The 15,546-nt window shown below is 72.8% G+C and carries 20 protein-coding genes and 1 pseudogene; 10 read left to right on the top strand and 11 right to left on the bottom strand.

Annotation, left to right across the window (positions count from 1 at the left end):
• Positions 1-496: 496 nt before the first annotated feature.
• A pseudogene (locus ACPPVO_RS21870) lies at positions 497-1,078 on the bottom strand (transposase family protein); the annotation flags it as partial.
• 275 nt (positions 1,079-1,353) lie between these two features.
• Between ACPPVO_RS21870 and ACPPVO_RS21865 the strand changes: the two are divergent.
• Entirely contained in the window at positions 1,354-1,824 is a 471-nt protein-coding gene (locus ACPPVO_RS21865; protein WP_426513060.1) for a hypothetical protein, read from the top strand.
• 63 nt (positions 1,825-1,887) lie between these two features.
• Positions 1,888-2,172, top strand: coding sequence for a hypothetical protein (locus ACPPVO_RS21860; protein ID WP_426513059.1), 285 nt, complete (start codon positions 1,888-1,890; stop codon positions 2,170-2,172).
• 34 nt (positions 2,173-2,206) lie between these two features.
• Here the strand turns inward: ACPPVO_RS21860 and ACPPVO_RS21855 are convergent, their stop codons facing one another.
• The 7 genes from ACPPVO_RS21855 to ACPPVO_RS21825 form a co-directional block, all read right to left on the bottom strand.
• The gene (locus tag ACPPVO_RS21855; protein WP_426513058.1) at positions 2,207-3,454 is read right to left on the bottom strand and encodes an MFS transporter; all 1,248 of its coding nucleotides are present in this window, start codon (positions 3,452-3,454) and stop codon (positions 2,207-2,209) included.
• An 11-nt stretch (positions 3,455-3,465) separates the two neighbouring features.
• On the bottom strand, positions 3,466-4,884 hold the full coding sequence (locus ACPPVO_RS21850) for an FAD-dependent oxidoreductase (protein ID WP_426513057.1): 1,419 nt from the start codon (positions 4,882-4,884) through the stop codon (positions 3,466-3,468).
• 82 nt (positions 4,885-4,966) lie between these two features.
• Complete coding sequence (locus ACPPVO_RS21845; protein WP_426513056.1) at positions 4,967-5,485, bottom strand: N-acetyltransferase family protein; 519 nt, start codon at positions 5,483-5,485, stop codon at positions 4,967-4,969.
• Positions 5,482-5,814: an ArsR/SmtB family transcription factor gene (locus ACPPVO_RS21840; RefSeq protein ID WP_426513055.1), complete on the bottom strand. Its 333-nt coding sequence runs from the start codon at positions 5,812-5,814 to the stop codon at positions 5,482-5,484. The genes ACPPVO_RS21845 and ACPPVO_RS21840 overlap by 4 nt, the downstream gene beginning before the upstream one ends.
• A 27-nt stretch (positions 5,815-5,841) precedes the next feature.
• Positions 5,842-7,005, bottom strand: coding sequence for a M28 family peptidase (locus ACPPVO_RS21835; protein WP_426513054.1), 1,164 nt, complete (start codon positions 7,003-7,005; stop codon positions 5,842-5,844).
• A complete protein-coding gene (locus ACPPVO_RS21830; protein WP_426513053.1) occupies positions 7,002-7,247 on the bottom strand; it encodes a hypothetical protein in 246 nt (81 codons plus the stop codon). The genes ACPPVO_RS21835 and ACPPVO_RS21830 overlap by 4 nt, the downstream gene beginning before the upstream one ends.
• Positions 7,248-7,309: 62 nt before the next feature.
• Positions 7,310-7,456, bottom strand: coding sequence for a hypothetical protein (locus ACPPVO_RS21825; RefSeq protein WP_426513052.1), 147 nt, complete (start codon positions 7,454-7,456; stop codon positions 7,310-7,312).
• A 90-nt stretch (positions 7,457-7,546) separates the two neighbouring features.
• On the opposite strand from ACPPVO_RS21825, the gene ACPPVO_RS21820 reads away from it, so the two are divergent.
• Positions 7,547-7,924 (top strand): ArsR/SmtB family transcription factor, encoded by a 378-nt coding sequence (locus ACPPVO_RS21820; protein ID WP_426513051.1) that lies wholly within the window; start codon positions 7,547-7,549, stop codon positions 7,922-7,924.
• Between the two features lie 54 nt (positions 7,925-7,978).
• Here the strand turns inward: ACPPVO_RS21820 and ACPPVO_RS21815 are convergent, their stop codons facing one another.
• Positions 7,979-8,695 carry a permease prefix domain 1-containing protein gene (locus tag ACPPVO_RS21815; protein WP_426513050.1) on the bottom strand — a complete coding sequence of 239 codons (717 nt, stop codon included), beginning with the start codon at positions 8,693-8,695 and terminating at the stop codon, positions 7,979-7,981.
• Complete coding sequence (locus ACPPVO_RS21810; RefSeq protein ID WP_426514670.1) at positions 8,692-9,030, bottom strand: PadR family transcriptional regulator; 339 nt, start codon at positions 9,028-9,030, stop codon at positions 8,692-8,694. The genes ACPPVO_RS21815 and ACPPVO_RS21810 overlap by 4 nt, the downstream gene beginning before the upstream one ends.
• Positions 9,031-9,069: 39 nt before the next feature.
• Here ACPPVO_RS21810 and ACPPVO_RS21805 point away from each other — a divergent pair, with 39 nt between their 5' ends.
• The 7 genes from ACPPVO_RS21805 to ACPPVO_RS21775 all read left to right on the top strand — a co-directional run bounded on the left by ACPPVO_RS21805 (position 9,070) and on the right by ACPPVO_RS21775 (position 15,184).
• A complete protein-coding gene (locus tag ACPPVO_RS21805; RefSeq protein WP_426513049.1) occupies positions 9,070-9,465 on the top strand; it encodes a PEP/pyruvate-binding domain-containing protein in 396 nt (131 codons plus the stop codon).
• A gap of 473 nt (positions 9,466-9,938) precedes the next feature.
• Complete coding sequence (locus tag ACPPVO_RS21800; protein WP_426513048.1) at positions 9,939-10,937, top strand: PEP-utilizing enzyme; 999 nt, start codon at positions 9,939-9,941, stop codon at positions 10,935-10,937.
• Positions 10,938-11,118: 181 nt separating this feature from the next.
• On the top strand, positions 11,119-11,820 hold the full coding sequence (locus ACPPVO_RS21795) for a helix-turn-helix domain-containing protein (protein ID WP_426513047.1): 702 nt from the start codon (positions 11,119-11,121) through the stop codon (positions 11,818-11,820).
• Positions 11,821-11,835: 15 nt separating this feature from the next.
• The gene (locus ACPPVO_RS21790) at positions 11,836-12,498 is read left to right on the top strand and encodes an arsenate reductase ArsC (RefSeq protein ID WP_426513046.1); all 663 of its coding nucleotides are present in this window, start codon (positions 11,836-11,838) and stop codon (positions 12,496-12,498) included.
• 46 nt (positions 12,499-12,544) lie between these two features.
• On the top strand, positions 12,545-13,282 hold the full coding sequence (locus tag ACPPVO_RS21785) for an aquaporin (protein ID WP_426513045.1): 738 nt from the start codon (positions 12,545-12,547) through the stop codon (positions 13,280-13,282).
• A gap of 62 nt (positions 13,283-13,344) precedes the next feature.
• A complete protein-coding gene (locus ACPPVO_RS21780) occupies positions 13,345-13,755 on the top strand; it encodes an arsenate reductase ArsC (protein ID WP_426513044.1) in 411 nt (136 codons plus the stop codon).
• An 82-nt stretch (positions 13,756-13,837) separates the two neighbouring features.
• Positions 13,838-15,184, top strand: coding sequence for an NAD(P)/FAD-dependent oxidoreductase (locus tag ACPPVO_RS21775; RefSeq protein WP_426513043.1), 1,347 nt, complete (start codon positions 13,838-13,840; stop codon positions 15,182-15,184).
• Here the strand turns inward: ACPPVO_RS21775 and ACPPVO_RS21770 are convergent.
• Positions 15,084-15,470, bottom strand: a complete 387-nt coding sequence (locus tag ACPPVO_RS21770) for a hypothetical protein (protein ID WP_426513042.1) — start codon at positions 15,468-15,470, stop codon at positions 15,084-15,086. The two genes, ACPPVO_RS21775 and ACPPVO_RS21770, sit on opposite strands and share 101 nt — an antisense overlap.
• Between the last annotated feature and the right edge of the window lie 76 nt (positions 15,471-15,546).

Raw genomic sequence — 15,546 nt, 5'->3', positions numbered from 1 at the left:
CGGCGCTGACGCGCAGGTGAGACCGCTGCCCGCGGCCGGTGGACCGGTGCTGTTCGACGTCCTCACGTCGGAACGCGACGGCCTGGATGTGTCCGGCCAGCGGGGGCCTGGCGTTGGACGGTCACGACTCACCGCATGCGCGACTTGCGGCCGCGATCGGTCTGTTGTCCGGCCGCAGTTTGATCGAGACGCGGCGGAACGGGTACGAGGCGGGGCTCATCGCGGAATGGCTGCGATAGCTCAGCACGGATCTCGACCGGGCCGGCGCGGCCGCGCTCGGTGAACAGTTGCGGCAGTTGGTCATCGCTGCGCGAACCGCCGCTGCGGCCGGCGACCGGGCAGTCGAGCCGGCCGATGCCGCGCGCATCGCCGCAACGATACTCAAGGCCGTTGGCTGCGGCGCCTGACCGCTCTGGTCAGGGAGCCCGGCGCAGTCCGGACAGGCGGCGCTCCCATGCCGCGAACCCACTGCTGGACACGGCCACGCGGCGGATCGCCGGGCAGCGTCCAACGGTGTGCGGATCGTGCCGCCGGCGCCCTGGTAGCCCTTGCCGGCCAGCACCATCACGCCGTGGGCGGTGAGCGCGTCGACCAGGCCGTGGACGTGGGCCGCGGTGAGGTCGTGGACCGAGCCGGGCAACGCGGGTGAGGCCCAGACGAGCCGGCCGGCGGGGTCGGCGAGCAGTTGCACGTTGACGCCGTGGCGCTTCTGTTTGCCCGAGTAGTACGGGCGCTGGTTGGCCACGCGGTCGATCGGGATGAGGGTGCCGTCGAGGATGGCGTAGGCCAGCCGGGCCGCGCGGCGTACTGCCGCGGTGACGTCGTCGGCTTGGGCGGTGAGCAGGTGGATGCCTTCTTGGACGTAGCGCCAGGCGGTGCTGGTGCTGATGGCGAAGCCGGCGGCGAGCCGGGCGTAGGTGTCGCCGTTGCGCAGGTGGGCCAGGACCAGCAGCGCCTGGTCACCGGGCTGCAGCCGCCGCCATCGGCTGCGGCACTCGCGACGCTGCCGGCGGATCAGGTTCGCGAGCTGGTTGAGGGTGCGGGTGGACAGCGTGATCGTGGCAGGGTAGGACAGCAACGAGGCTCCTGGTCGGGGCATCGAGTCTTGGTCGACAGCTGTCTTACCGGGAGCCTCGTCTTGCCTCGTTCCCGGCCCACCACATCATCGATGACCAGCAGCGCTCTGACAGGACCAGTTGCGAAGCCGTCCAAAGCAGGCGGAGGAACATGCGCACCAGGATCGAGTTCTTACCGGCTGTCGGACCGGTTCGTGGGCCTGTGCCGAAGTTGGGAGGGCAGCCGGTATGGCTGCAAGCACCACAGTGGCCGCTCTCGCGTGACAGGGGTACCCCGATGTGGTTCATCGGGCAGTTCCCGTTGCCGGCCGACGTTGGGCGCAGCGGCGCCCTGGCGTATGTGTTCATGACTGATGCCGCACGTGGTGCCGACTACTCCGCCGAGCCCGAAGGCGGCGAGAACGCGGTAATCGTCCAGCCTGGCGGTCGGCTGCCTCAAGTCCAGCGTGCCTACCGTGACACACCCACACGGATCCGGGTCTGCTCGGACGCCGATGGCCCGACAATCGGTCCAGACCACGTCATGGTCGAGCAGCCGTCCGCGGATGCCGAGCGCGCGATGCAGTTCCTGGGGGGCCAGCCGGAGTGGCTGCACGCCGAGGAGCTACCTGCGCCCGGCTGGCGGCTGGTGGTGCAACTTGACGCGATGGTCCTGCCGTTACAGGTCAGCTTCGGCGATGCCGGCGTTGGTTATGTCTTCGTCGATCCGACTGGCATCGAAGGACGCCTCCTCTGGCAGGGCCACTGACCATGTCTCTGGCGCCCCTGACCCGCACCGTCACGATGAAAATCGCTCTTTGACGGAGATTCGGTGGTGTGGGCCGCCGGCACCCGGGAGCGCGTTGACGCGGTGATCCTGGCGACCGGGTACCGGCCGAACGTCGGCTACCTCGCCGGTATCGGCGCGCTCGACGCCGCGGGGGTGCCGCTGCATGTGGGTGGGGTGAGCCGGACGGTGGCTGGGCTGGCGTTTGTGGGGCTGGAGCGGCAGCCCAGTCTGGCTTCGGCGACGCTGCGCGGCGTGGGCCGCGACGCCGTGCACGTCCTGAACGCCCTCGCCCGAGCGGGCGCCGGGGCGCTCCAGCCGATCCGCTGACCCGGCCGGTGCGGGTTCAGCGCGCGCCTGGATGTCATTGGCGGCCAGGCGCGGGAATGCCGGCGCGGGTCAGGATACCGACGGCGCCGAGGGCGCAGGCCCCGCCGACGGCGAGGAACGCGGCGTTGTACCCGGCCGCCGCGGAGAGGGCGGCAGCGGCGAGCGGGGCGGCAGCTTTGGCGAGAGTGACCGGGGTGGCGAGGGTGCCGGCGATGGTGGCGTAGCCGGTCGTGCCATACCGGTCGGCGAGCAGCGCCGGGGAGGCGAGGGACGCCACACCGAAACCGATGCCGAACGCGACCACCCCGGCCACCGCACCGGCCCGGCTGCCGGCGAGCAGCGGCAGCGTGGCCGCCGCGGCGGCCTGGGTGGCGAACACCGCAGCCACGATCGTGGTCAGGCGGAGGCGTCGGCGGGCGCCGGTGAGCAGCAGCCGGCCGGTGACGGACAGCACGCCGAGCAGGCCGGCGACGGTGGCGGCGAAGGTGGCCGGGTGGCCCTTGCTGATCAGGAATCCGACGAGGTGGACGGTCATGGCGCTCATGGCGGCGCTGTGCGCGACGAACGCGACGGCCAGCCACCAGAACCGGCTGTCCCGGCGGGCCGCCCGGACCACCGCAGCCCGGTTGGCAGCGCTCGGCCGGTTGGCGCCGTCGGCCCGTCCAGCCGGGCGGCGCACGAGGAGGGCGTGCAGCGGTACTGCGACCGCCGCGTACAGCGCGGCGAGGACCAGCAGTGTCGTGCGCCAGCCGTGGCGGTGTTCGAGGAGTCCGGTGAGCGGCATGAAGATGGTGGAGGCGAACCCGGCCACGACGATCATCGCCAGGATCGCCCGCGGCCGCTGCTCGGCGTCGAACCACGAGACGATGACCGCGGTTGCCGCGTCGTAGAGGGCCATGGCCATGGCGACGCCGAGGCCCGCGAAGACCAGGTACAGCTGCCACACCGCCTCGACCCGAGACCAGGCCACCAGCAGCCCGGCCCCGAGGGCGGATCCGATGGTCATGAGCGCCCGGCCGCCGTGCCGGTCCAGCCACCGCCCGACCGGGATCGCTGCGGCGGCCCAGGCGAGGACGGCGACGGTCAGCGCGCCGGTGACCGCGGCGGGGCTGGTGTGCAGGTCGGCGGCGATCGGGTGCAGCAGGACGGCGAAGGCGTAATACAGGCAGCCGTACCCGACGGTCTGGGTGACGGCGAACGCGGCGACGATCCACCAGCCGTGGAAGATCGGCCGGTGGCCGCGATCCGTGGAGGTCGCGGCCACCCGCGTGTCGGTGCTCATCCGGGCGAAGGTCAGCCGCAGCAGGCGTCGCCGGTCTGCTCGCCGCCGGAGCCGGCGACGGGCAGCAGGGTCAGCGGCGCCGCGAGGAGCCCGCCGTTGATGCCCGTGGCCAGGCCTCGGCTGGCGGGCGCGGCGATCGGGGTGGGCCCGCAGCACCCGCCACCGGCGGCGTCGATGGTGGTGTCGCCCACGACCGGGTTGCTGTTGCAGACCCCGGTTTCGGGCAGGTCGAGCTGGACGTCGCGGGCGGCGGCCCAGTCGCCGGCGAGGGCGGCGACGACGGAGCGGACCTGCTCGTAGCCGGTGGCGAGCAGGAACGTCGGCGCCCGCCCGTAGCTCTTGACGCCGACGGCGTAGAACCCGGACTCGGGGTGGGCGAGCTCGTCGACGCCGTGCGGCGGGACGGTGCCGCAGGAGTGCTCATTCGGGTCGATCAGCGGCGCCAGGGCCCGGGTGGAGCCGAGGACCGGGTCCAGGTCCAGGCGCAGCTCGGCGGCGATGGCGTGGTCGGGCCGGAACCCGGTCGCCGACACGATCCGGTCCGCGGTGATCTCGCGGGTACCGTCGGACGCGGTTACCCGGCCGTTTTCGATGCCGGTCAGGGCCTGGACCGAGTAACCCGCGACGAGTTCGATGTTGCCGGCCTCGACGTGTTCGCGCAGCCGGGTGCCGATCGCCCCGCGAGCCGGCAGCGCGTCGGCGGCCTCGCCGCCGTACGTGCGCGCCGCGCTGGCCGAGCGGATCGCCCAGACCACGGACGTGCCCGGCACGTGCCCGGCGAGCTCGGCGAGGGACAGCAGGGTGTTCGCGGCGGAGTGCCCGGCGCCGACGACGAGCGTGCGCTTGCCGGCGAACCGGTCGCGGTCGGCGCCGAGCACGTCCGGCAGCGCCTGCTCGATGAAGGCAGTCACGGTGTCCTCGCCGCGGGCGGCGATGCCGGAGGCACCCAGGACGTTCGGGGTGGTCCAGGTGCCGGAGGCGTCGATGACCGCTCGGGCGAGCACGTCGCCGTCGGCGAGCCGGACGAGGAACGGCGCGGCGTCCCGGTCCGCGGTTCGCAGCCGGTCCACGCCGAGCCGGGTCACGGCCTGGACCCGGGCACCGTAGCGGACATGTGGCTTGAGCGCGGGCAGGTCGGCCAAGGGCTGCAGGTACTCGCCGGCGAGCTGCGCGCCCGTCGGCAGCACCTCGGGGTCGGGTTCGATCCAGCCCGCGTCGGCCAGCAGCCGCCGGGCGGCGGCATCGATGTTGTACCGCCACGGCGAGAACAAGCGGACGTGGCCCCACTGCCGCACGGCGGCGGCGGGCCCGTCGCCGGCCTCGAGGACGGTGAACGCGATCCCGCGCTCGGCCAGGTGCGCGGCGGCGGCCAGGCCGACCGGGCCGGCGCCGATGACGACGACCGGCAGGTCGTCGAGCTGGCTGGTCATATCAGGAGACCCTTCAGTTGCGTTGACAGAGGTCGAATCAGCGGGGCGGACTGTGCCCCGGGCCGAGCGTGAGCGGGGTGGGCTAGCTGATGTGCGGGCTGCGGCGTTCGATAAAGACCACGTCGCGCCAGCGGTTGCCCTGGCTGGTGTGGCGGCCGACGCGCTCGCGGACGCCGACGGTGCGGAACCCGGCGGCCTGGTGCGGTGCGAGGCTCGCGGTGTTCTCCGGGACCGCCCCGGACTGGATGGTCCAGACCCCGTCCGCCTCGGTCGAGGCGATCAGCACGTCGAGCAGCGCCCGGCCGACGCCGCGCCCCTGAGCGGGGTCGACGTAGACGGAGTGCTCGACCACCCCGGCGTACACCGCACGGGCCGACACCCGGGACGCCGCCACCCAGCCGAGCACCGTCTCGGCGCGGTAGGCGACGAAGCGGTGCTGGGGCAGCTTGGAGGCGTCGAACGCGGCCCAGTCCGGGGCGGCGTGCTCGAAGCTGGCGTTGCCACCGTCCATCCCCGCCTGGTAGATCGCCAGGACGGCCTCGGCGTCGTCGGCCGTCATCGGCCGGATCAGCGCCGCGGCGTGGGTGGGCGTGGTGGTCATGCGCAGCCTCCGGTCGGGTTCGGGGCCGGGCGGCCCATGACGACGTCGGCGGCGGACGGGAAGCACGCGATGCACGTCTCGTTGATCCGGTAATGGCGAGCCGTGCCGACCGCCTCCACCAGGACGAACCGGACCTCGGTGAGGATCTTCAGGTGCTGCGACACGGTCGACTGCGCCAGCCCCACGGCGGCGACGAGCTCGCCGACGCTCATCGGCCTGGCCTGCCGCGCGAGGTACTCCACGATCTGCACCCGCGACGGGTCGGCCAGGGCCCGAAACCACGACGCGTAGGTCGCCGCGGTCGCCCGGTCGAGCAGTTCGGTCACCATCCGCCAACTTCATCGTCTATCGCCGATCTACGATGAAACTGTAGCCGGGTCGGCGGTGACGAGCAACGCCGTCGCGACGACGAGCCGGGCGACCGCGGTCAGCGTGGCCGTCTCGACCCGGTCCGGCGTGTCGGCCGGGCTGTGATAGCCCGCCATCCCTGCGCCGATGCCCACCGCAGCCAGGCCGGCCGCACCGTAGCGGCGATTGTCCGACGCGACGGGGCCGGCGACCAGCGGCAGGCCGGTGTGCCGGCCGGCCTGGTCGAGCGCGGCGAGGAGCGCGTGCGCGGGCCCGCCGGCCTCGACCGCGGCGGCCTCGTTGAGGTGCCCGGCGCCGTCGACGTTGATCACGAGCGGTGCCGCGCCGGCCGCGCGTAGCTGTGCGGCGTGGTGGGCGGAGCCGAGCGCCCCGGCCTCCTCGCCGTCCAGCAGCGCCACCGACAGGCCGATGGCGTCCGGGAGGACGTCGGCGAGGATGCGGAACGCCTCCAGGATCACGGCGACGCCGCTGCCGTTGTCCGCCGCCGCCGGTTGACGTAGTCCCGGGTGGTCGCCGACGCCGTCGTAGTGCGCCGTCAGCAGCAGTTGCGGACCGCCCGCGTCGGTGCGCCACCGGCCGTGGACGTTCGTCGCGGGGACGTCGAGCCGGCGGATCGGCGTGTTGCCCGCGAGCGAGCCGGCGCCCGCCTCGGCGGCGCGCAGGACGGCCGCGTGGGTGGTGGTGTCGAGGGTGAGGATCGGCAGTGGCCCGGGGTTAGGCCCCGCGAGCATGGTGTAGTGCCAGCCGTCCGCGTCGACGCCGCGGCCGATGAGCAGGCCGAGCGCGCCATGGGCGTGGCCGTAGGCGTCGAACAGCGTCATCCCGGCCGGCACCACCAGCCACCGCCCGGCTGGATCGCCCGCCCCCGCGACGACGAGCCCGCCACGGCGGATGAGCGGCTGGTCGGCGGAGGCCAGGTGCACGGCCACTTCCCGGCCGAAGCCGAGCCGCTGCTCGGTGTCGCCGTCGGACCAACTGACGGTGGGTGGGGTGTAGACCTCGGGAACGTGCGGCACGGTGAACGCCGCTCCGGCCAGGGCTGCGACGGTCGCCGCCATCCGCTCGCCGGACACCTGCCCGAGCGCCGCATGGAGCCGGTCGAGGACCGACCCGGCGGCGAACGTCGGTGACGGCTGGGTGGGGGTGCTCATCCGCAGCAGCCCTGGCCGGCGGCGACGGCGTCGGCCTTCGCCGCGCTGCCGCAGCAGGAGGCTTCCGCGCTCGCCTCGGCCGTCGTGCCGCAGCACGGCGCGCCCGTGGCGGCCGGCTCGGGCAGGTCGAGGGTGGCGGTGGGCGGGTTGCCGCAACAGCCGCTGGTCCCGGCGACGTTCAGCGCGGCGGTCGGGTCGCCGCCGAACCCGCCGGTCGTGGTGGTGGTCTGGGGGTCGCTCATGATCATGATCCTTCCCTGAGGTGAGTCGTCGAGGTCCGTGACGTGGGCGGGGGTGTGGACGGTCAGCGCGGGCCGGTGATGGCGGTGAGGTGCGTGCGGGTGCGCTCGATCCGGGCGCTGACGCGCTGGTCAGACGTGGACACCGTGGCGCAGCCGTCGCAGAACCGGACTTCGGTCTGCCGGCTGGCACGGCGCAGTGTGCGGAACATGACTGCCTCCTGATCCGGACGCCAAACCTGTCTCGACGTCCGTCGAATCAAACAGTTGCACGCTGATTTGAGATCTGTCAACCTAGAGGCATGTCGAAACAGCCGGCGGTGCTCACCCTCACCGACCTCAACGCGGCCGAGCCGTGCTGCACCCCCATCGCCGAGCAGCGCATCCCGGCGGAGACCGCCGCGGTCCTCGCGCCGGCGTTCAAGGCCCTCGGTGACCCGGTCCGGCTGCAGCTGATGTCGATGATCGCCTCGGCCCCGGACGGGGAGATCTGCGTGTGCGACCTGACGCCGGCCTTCGGGCTGTCCGGGCCGACGATCTCGCACCACCTCAAGACGCTGCGGGAGGCGGGTCTGGTCGATGCCGACCGGCGTGGCACCTGGGTGTACTACCGAGCGCGGACCGGCGTGCTGCGCCAGCTGGCCGGTCTGCTGACGGTCGCGGAGTCCACGGTCGCATAGTCGCCGCGGCGCCCGGGGCGCTGCGATGCCCCCGGCTGGTGCCGCGCGGGCGTCTCAGACGCCGGCGTCGCGGTACCGCACCGTCGTCCGCCCATCGGGGCTCGGCGTGAGGTGGCGGTGGATGGCAGTGGTGTGCCGCACGGTGATCCCGCTGCAGGCGATCCGGATCAGGCTGGCCGCGACCGCGACGACCGCGAGCAGTGGCACCGCCGTGGCCGACCATGCCCAGACGCCGATCACGGCCGTGTCGCCGGTGACGGCGAGCGCGGCGACCGCCATGGTCGCGGCAACCGCCTGGCGGGGGCCGGCTTCGGGGATCCAGCGGATCAGCCGGCCGGTGGCGGCCAGGGTGGCGACGGCGGCTACCACGGCGACCGCGACCAATGGGATGACGGGGATGGCGGCCAGCAGCCCGGCCGGGCCGGTGCGCCAGGCGTGCGGCTGCAGCAGGAGCAGCCACGAGATGCCGACCAGCGGGCCGGTGGCGATGAACCAGGCGAGGGCGTGCCGGGCGTAGCCGGTGGCGAGTTCGGGGGCGAACGCGTCGGCGATGGCGGTCGGGCTGCCGAACTGCTCGATCCCCGCCGTGACGGCTCGGTCGGGCGGCAGCCCGGCTGCGGTGTCCTCGGCGATGGCCTGCTCCAGCCCGTCGCGCAGCTCGTCGAGGATGCCGGCCCGGCGGCGGCGCGGCCCGCGCAGCCCGGCAGCGATCTCGGCCAGGTACGTCGTGAGCCGGGCCTCGGCGGATGCCGCGGGCTGGGCGGCGTTCATGCCGTCGCCGGGCCTGGCCGCCGGGTCAGCACAGCGGTGACGGCGGCGGAGAACTGGTCCCAGACGGCGCGCTGCTCGCCGAGCGCGGCGGAACCGGTGGGGGTGAGGTGGTACGCGCGGCGGCGGCGTCCACCCACGCTGTGCCAGTCGCTGGCGATCAGCCCGGCCCGTTCCAGCCGGTGCAGCGCCGGATAGACCGTCCCGGTCGGCAGGTCCAGCGCGCCGTCACTGCCGCCGCGGAGTGTCTCGATGACGGCATAGCCGTGCTGCGGGCCGGCTTCCAGGACCGCGAGCAGCAGCGCGTCGAGATGGCCTTTGAGCAGTTCCGGTCGCATCGGCAGCACGAACGCCTGCTGACTTGCCCGGTCGCGGCGATGGCGGTCCTGGTCCAGGTCATGATCGACGCCGCCACAGCCGGAGTGGCATTCACCGCTAACCCGGTCACCGGCGACCGGGACCAGACGATCATCACCGACGTCCGTAGGCTCGGTGAGCCGCTCGTGTCCGGGGAGGCCACCGGCGAGGAATGGACCACCACCGGCATGACCGCAAGGCTGACCCGGTCTGGCCCGGACGGCGCACCGGTGCTGACCGCCGCACAGGCCCGAGCGGTCGCCGCCCTGGCCCGGCAGGTCGCCGACCGGTACGGGCAGCCGCAGGACGTCGAGTGGGCCATCGACCAGCGCGACCGGCTGTGGCTGCTGCAGGCCCGGCCGATGACCGCAGTGCCCGAGCCCGCGTCGTGGACACCGCCCGGGCCGGGGCTGTAGATGCGCAACTTCCGGCTCGGCGAATGGCTGCCCGAGGCGGTCGCCCCGCTGTTTGGCACCTGGCTGCTGCCCATGCTGGAGGGCGGCTACCTCGACCGGATGCACGCCAGCATCGGGGTCCGGGTGCCGTTCCGATACGCGCTGGTCAACGGCTGGTACTACAACGCCACCCCGATCCGGTCCCCGACGCTGCTCGCCCGCGTGCTGGGGCAGGGCCGCGTCCGGGCGGTGCAGACTCTCTACCACGCACTCTGGAACGTGGGCCGTGATCCGGCCGCGGCCGACCACGCCGTGCTCGCCACCCTGCACCGACGGTGGCGCGACGAGCAGCTGCCCCGCTACCGGCACCTGGTCGCCGCTGCCGAGGCCGAGGCCGGTACTGCCGAGCCGCATCGCGTTGCCGCGTTGGTGGAGCAACTCGGCCGGGAAGCAGGGGTCGGCCTGTGGTACCTCGCGATCGTCGGTGGGTCGGCGTGGAAGATGGAAGCTGCCTCACCCGGTTCACCCGCCGGTACCTCGCCGACGTGCTCCCCGACGCGGACGGCGGCGCCCAGCCGCTGCTGCGGGGCCTGCCCGGCGCCCGATACGGTCTGCCGCCGCACGCAGTGCAGAGCGTCGACTGGTACCATCCTCTCGCTGGCGACCTGCCCACCACCGTCTCGACCGCCGGCGAGGACCGGCACGCCGAACTGGCAGCGCAGCGGGTGGCCGCGGAGGAGCGGTGCACGGCGGCGCTGGCCGACCGCCCGATCCTGGCGGCCCGGTTCGTGCGGCTGCTGCGGGTCAATCAGCGCTACGCCGGGATCCGGGAGGCGCAGGCCCGTGAGCTCACTCTCGCTTGGCCGGTCCTGCGCGCCTGCGTGCACCGTCTCGGCCGGCACTTCACCGACATCGGCGCCATCGGTGAGCCGGACGACGTCTACTTCTGCACCTGCGATGAGCTGCACGCGGCCCTCGACGCATCGGGCGGGTCGCTGGCCACCGCCGTGGCCGAACGGCGTGCGGTGTGGCAACGGCAGCGACGGCTCGCCGCGCCGCTGACTCTCGGCCGGCCGCCACGGCTGATCGGCGACGTCATCGCCCGTGCCGTCGCCCAGGCCCGCGGCCCAGTCACCACCGGCGACGGCGTGATCGTCGGGCACCCCGCCTCCGCCGGCCGGGCGAGCGGCCCCGTCCGCATCGTCGACGGCCCGCAGGACTTCGCTGCCTTCACCGACGGCGAGGTGCTGGTCGCCAAGGCCACTGCCCCCGCGTGGACGCCGCTGTTCGGCCGGGCCGTCGCGGTCGTCACCGACGGCGGCACCCTCGCCGCCCACGCCTCCCTCATCGCCCGCGAATACGGCATCCCCGCCGTCGTCGGCGCCGGCGACGCCACCCACCAGCTCCACACAGGTCAGCTCGTCACCGTCGACGGCACCACCGGCACCGTCACCATGCACCCGGCCGACCCCGCACCCGCGCCGACCCCATGAACGTTCCCGCGCGGCCCTAACCAGCCGAGGCTATCGGTGGCCCTCGACACAACGAGAGAAGCGAATCAGAACTGGTGAGGCGATCAGATCGAGGGAGGAGAGATCAGCTCCACTGAGAACCCACACCATCCCCGGCAGGCCGCCCTTGACCACGACAGAAGAGTCAGTAATCATTGAGTCAATGACTGACGATCTTTCTTCGCTGGAGGTACGGGCCAGGGTCCACGCCGCGCTCGGCGACCCCGCCCGCCTCGCCATCGTCGACGCGCTTACCCTCGGCGACGCCTCACCCGGGGAGATCGGCCATGACCTCGGCCTGCCGACCAATCTGGTCGCGCACCACGTCAAGGTGCTGCAGGACGCCGGCCTGCTCACCCGGACCCGCTCCGAGGGCGACCGGCGCCGCGTCTATCTGCGGCTCGTGCCGGAGGTGCTCACCTCACTCGCCCCACCGCCGCTCGCGGGCGCGGAGCGGGTGGTGTTCGTGTGTACGCACAACTCGGCCCGCTCGCAGCTGGCCGCCGCACTCTGGCGCGACCGCATCGGCGGCCCCGTCGCCTCCGCCGGCACCCACCCCGCCGCTCGCGTCCACCCGCGCGCGGTCAAGGTCGCGCACCGCCACGGGCTGGCCCTCGACCCGGCCGGCACCGCACACGTCGGCGACATCGTCCGCGACGGCGACCTGGTCATCGCCGTCTGCGACAACGCCCACGAAGACCTCGCCGACCCTGACGCCCCGGTCCACCCGCGGCTGCACTGGTCGGTACCGGACCCGGTCCGAGTCGACACCGACACCGCGTTCGAGGCCGCCTACATCGACCTCGCGGACCGGATCAACCGCCTGGGGCCCGCCGTCCATCCTGCCCCACGCCGTTCCCAGTAGCACCTGGAGCCCGTCATGACCGACGCGATCGCCCACTTCTACCACCCAGCCCTCTCCGTCGATCAGCAACTCGCTCTGCGCACCGCGGCTCAGCGCCTCGCGCGCGAGTTCGACGGCACCTACGGCACCGAGACCATCGAACGGTTCCTGCACACCAGCTACGACCAGTTCGCCAGCATCTCCAGCGTGCCGAACTACCTGCCGCTGCTCGCCGAACGCTTCGCCCGCCAGCGGCTGCACGCCCTCGCCCGGGTCGAAGGGCATCACTACGACGGCAAGCCGGTCGTGCTGTTCCTGTGCACCCACAACGCCGGCCGCTCCCAGATGGCGCTGGGCTTCTTCACCCACCTCGCCGGCGACCGCGCGGTGGCCTGGTCCGGCGGATCCGAGCCGGGCTTCGAGATCAACCCATCGGCGATCGCGGCGATGGCGGAACGCGGCATCGACATCACTGACGAGTACCCGAAGCCGTGGACCGATGAGATCGTCCGCGCCGCCAATGTCGTGGTCACCATGGGCTGCGGCGACGCCTGCCCCGTGTTCCCCGGCACCAGCTACGAGAACTGGGACGTCGACGACCCCGCCGGCCTCACCGTCGCCGACGTCCGGCCGATCCGCGACGAGCTTGAACGCCGCGTCCGCCGCCTGATGGACCATCTCGCCATCACCACCGGCTGAACCCTGTCCACCCGACCGCCCCGATCCCAGACTGGACCACATCCGCGTGAACCCCACCCTGTGGCGGCGCCTGCTTGCCGAGCTCGTCGGCACCGCGCTGCTCGTCGCCGCCGTCGTCGGCTCCGGCATCATGGCCACCACCCTCAGCCCGAACGACGTCGGCCTGCAGCTGCTGGAGAACTCCGTCGCCACCGCGTTCGCCCTCGGCGCGCTCATCCTCACCTTCGGCCCGGTGTCCGGGGCGCATTTCAACCCCGTCGTCTCCGCCGCTGACTGGTTCCTCGGCCGCCGCAGCGGCACCGGCCTGCCGGTCAGGGATCTCGCCGGATACGCCGTCGCCCAGGTCCTCGGCGCGATCGGCGGGGCGATCCTGGCCGACCTGATGTTCAAGTTGCCCGCCGTCGACTTCTCCACCAAGCACCGCACGGGCGGGAACCTGTGGCTGGGTGAGGTGGTCGCCACCGCCGGCCTGCTCCTGCTGATCTTCGCCCTGGCCCGGTCCGGCCGTGCCGCGGTCGCCCCCGCGGCCGTGGGCGCGTACATCGGCGCCGCCTACTGGTTCACCTCCTCCACCAGCTTCGCCAACCCGGCCGTGACGATCGGCCGCGCGTTCACCGACACGTTCGCCGGGATTGCCCCGAGCTCGGTGTCCGGGTTCATCGCCGCCCAGGGGATCGGACTCGCGGTCGGCGTGGGGCTACTGCTGGCGTTGTATCCGTCCGTCGGCAGTGCCGCCGGTGACGTCGTCGTCGCTCACCCCGACGACGAGTCCGTCCGCTCCTGAGCACCGCCTCCGCTAACCACCGACCGACTGACTGACCGCCTGTTCCTCGGAGGAACCACCAGATGAGCACCAAGCCCACCGTCCTGTTCGTGTGCATCCACAACGCCGGCCGCTCCCAGATGGCCGCCGGCTGGCTGCGCCACCTCGCCGGCGACACCGTCGAGGTCCGCTCCGCCGGCTCCGAACCGGCCGACCAAATCAACCCCGTCGCCGTCGAGGCCATGCGCGAGGTCGGCATCGACATCACCGCCAACACCCCGCGCAAGCTGGACTGGGACACCGCCGAGTCCTCCGACGTACTGATCACCATGGGCTGCGGCGACGTCTGCCCGGTCTTCCCCGGCAAGCGCTACCTGGACTGGAAACTGGACGACCCGGCCGGACAGGGCATCGAGGCCGTCCGCCCGATCCGGGACGAAATCAAGCGCCGCGTCGAACAGCTGCTCACCGAACTGCCCGTCACCACCGGCTGACCGCAGCCCAAGCTCCACCGTTGTGCTCCGCCGCCGGCCAGGTCAGGACCGGCGGCGGCCCCTGCCGTGAAGGGCCAACGACATGCGTCTGCTCGTCATCGGCGGCAGCGACGCTGGGATCAGCGCCGGCCTGCGCGCCCGCGAGCTCGACCCCACCGCCGACGTCACCCTCCTCGTCGCCGACCGCTACCCGAACTTCTCCATCTGCGGCATCCCGTACCACGTGTCCGGCGACGTCCCCGACTGGCAAAGCCTCGCCCACCGCAGCCTCACCGACCTCGAAACCGCCGGCCTGCAGCTACGCCTCCAGCACCGCGCCACAACGATCGACCCCGACGCCCACACCGTCACCGCCGACGGCGGCAACGTCACGTTCGAGTACGACCGACTCGTCATCGGCACCGGCGCCGTCCCGGCCCGCCCGCCCATCAACGGGCTCGACCGGTTCGGCCCAGCCGACGGCGTCCACCTGCTGCACACCATGGACGACACCTTCACGCTCCTGCGCACCATCACGGACCGCCACGCGCGCAGCGCGGTCATCGTCGGCGCCGGGTACATCGGCCTGGAGATGGCCGAAGCTTTAACCACCCGCGGCCTGACCGTCACCCTGCTCGAACAGGTCCCCCAGGTCATGCCCACCATCGACCCCGACCTGGCCGAACCCCTCGCCGCCCACCTGCGCGACCGCGGCGTGACCGTGCACACCGGCACCAAGGTCCACACAATCCACCGCATCCCCGGCGGACTCGTCGTCGACACCGACAGCGGCGACCACACCGGCGACCTGGTACTCGTCGTCACCGGCGTCCGGCCCGACGTCCAGCTCGCCGCCGACGCCGGCGCCACCCTCGGCATCCGCGGCGCGATCGCCGTCGACCGCGGCATGCGCACCAACCTGCCCGACATCTACGCCGCCGGCGACTGCGTTCACACCTACCACCGGCTACTCGGGCAGCACGTCTATCTGCCGCTGGGCAGCACCGCCCACAAACAGGGCCGCGTCGCCGGCACCAACGCCGCCGGCGGAAACGCGCAGTTCGCCGGATCGCTCGGCACACAGGCCGTCAAGGTCTTCGACCACGTCGTGGCCGGCACCGGGCTACGCGACCACACCGCCCGCGCCGCCGGATACGACCCGGTGACCGTCGCCGCCACCGCCGACGACCACAAGGCGTACTACCCGGGAGCCACCCCCATCCGCATCCACAGGTGCTGGCGCAGGTCGGCGCTGGACAGGCCGTGGACTGCGGCGAGGCGGTGCAGCCAAGAGGCGACGGTTTCGTGGTGCGCGGGCGGGAGCAGAATCGGCAGCCGCCGCCATCCGGTCACGGCTTCGCCTTGGCCTTGCTGCGGCTGCCGGGTCGCTGGCTGGTGGCGCGTTGCGCGGCGTGGTCGACCGGGACCAGGTCCAGCAGTGTCTTGGTGATCTGCTCGGTGCCGTCCTGGATGGCCAGGATCACCGCCCCGCGCACCAGCTGCGACAGGCTGCCGATCATGCCGCTGGTCCGGGCGAAGAGATACTCGTCCAGTCCAGTCAGCGCGCCGGGCCGGTGCTGGTGCAGCCGCAGGCTGGCCTCCATTGTGGACACCAGGCCGCGCCAGGACTCGCGCTGCTCATTCGTGCCGTAGTCGAACGCCCGCGCCGGGATCAGCGTGAACCGGCCGGCGATCTGCCGACCCCGGGTGCCGGCGAACAACCCGATCTCGTCCACGTCCAGGCCCGCGTAGATGAACGTGGCGGGCAGCCAACGATTATCTTGTGCCGAGAGAAAGATCGTGGGTTTGACC

Origin of the sequence: Dactylosporangium sp. McL0621, assembly GCF_049995355.1 — a bacterium.
Lineage (GTDB): Bacteria > Actinomycetota > Actinomycetes > Mycobacteriales > Micromonosporaceae > Dactylosporangium.
The sequence above is the reverse complement of the archived record's forward strand: the minus strand, read 5'-3'. Positions and strand labels throughout refer to the sequence as shown.

What these genes read in the sequence shown, in the direction of transcription:
- ACPPVO_RS21865 (WP_426513060.1), top strand. Translation starts at nt 1,354, where the DNA reads ATGTGGTTCATCGGGCAGTTCCCGTTGCCGGCCGACGTTGGGCGCAGC.
- ACPPVO_RS21855 (WP_426513058.1), bottom strand. Translation starts at nt 3,454, where the DNA reads ATGAGCACCGACACGCGGGTGGCCGCGACCTCCACGGATCGCGGCCAC.
- ACPPVO_RS21850 (WP_426513057.1), bottom strand. Translation starts at nt 4,884, where the DNA reads ATGACCAGCCAGCTCGACGACCTGCCGGTCGTCGTCATCGGCGCCGGC.
- ACPPVO_RS21845 (WP_426513056.1), bottom strand. Translation starts at nt 5,485, where the DNA reads ATGACCACCACGCCCACCCACGCCGCGGCGCTGATCCGGCCGATGACG.
- ACPPVO_RS21840 (WP_426513055.1), bottom strand. Translation starts at nt 5,814, where the DNA reads ATGGTGACCGAACTGCTCGACCGGGCGACCGCGGCGACCTACGCGTCG.
- ACPPVO_RS21835 (WP_426513054.1), bottom strand. Translation starts at nt 7,005, where the DNA reads ATGAGCACCCCCACCCAGCCGTCACCGACGTTCGCCGCCGGGTCGGTC.
- ACPPVO_RS21830 (WP_426513053.1), bottom strand. Translation starts at nt 7,247, where the DNA reads ATGAGCGACCCCCAGACCACCACCACGACCGGCGGGTTCGGCGGCGAC.
- ACPPVO_RS21825 (WP_426513052.1), bottom strand. Translation starts at nt 7,456, where the DNA reads ATGTTCCGCACACTGCGCCGTGCCAGCCGGCAGACCGAAGTCCGGTTC.
- ACPPVO_RS21820 (WP_426513051.1), top strand. Translation starts at nt 7,547, where the DNA reads ATGTCGAAACAGCCGGCGGTGCTCACCCTCACCGACCTCAACGCGGCC.
- ACPPVO_RS21815 (WP_426513050.1), bottom strand. Translation starts at nt 8,695, where the DNA reads ATGAACGCCGCCCAGCCCGCGGCATCCGCCGAGGCCCGGCTCACGACG.
- ACPPVO_RS21810 (WP_426514670.1), bottom strand. Translation starts at nt 9,030, where the DNA reads ATGCGACCGGAACTGCTCAAAGGCCATCTCGACGCGCTGCTGCTCGCG.
- ACPPVO_RS21805 (WP_426513049.1), top strand. Translation starts at nt 9,070, where the DNA reads ATGGCGGTCCTGGTCCAGGTCATGATCGACGCCGCCACAGCCGGAGTG.
- ACPPVO_RS21795 (WP_426513047.1), top strand. Translation starts at nt 11,119, where the DNA reads ATGACTGACGATCTTTCTTCGCTGGAGGTACGGGCCAGGGTCCACGCC.
- ACPPVO_RS21790 (WP_426513046.1), top strand. Translation starts at nt 11,836, where the DNA reads ATGACCGACGCGATCGCCCACTTCTACCACCCAGCCCTCTCCGTCGAT.
- ACPPVO_RS21780 (WP_426513044.1), top strand. Translation starts at nt 13,345, where the DNA reads ATGAGCACCAAGCCCACCGTCCTGTTCGTGTGCATCCACAACGCCGGC.
- ACPPVO_RS21775 (WP_426513043.1), top strand. Translation starts at nt 13,838, where the DNA reads ATGCGTCTGCTCGTCATCGGCGGCAGCGACGCTGGGATCAGCGCCGGC.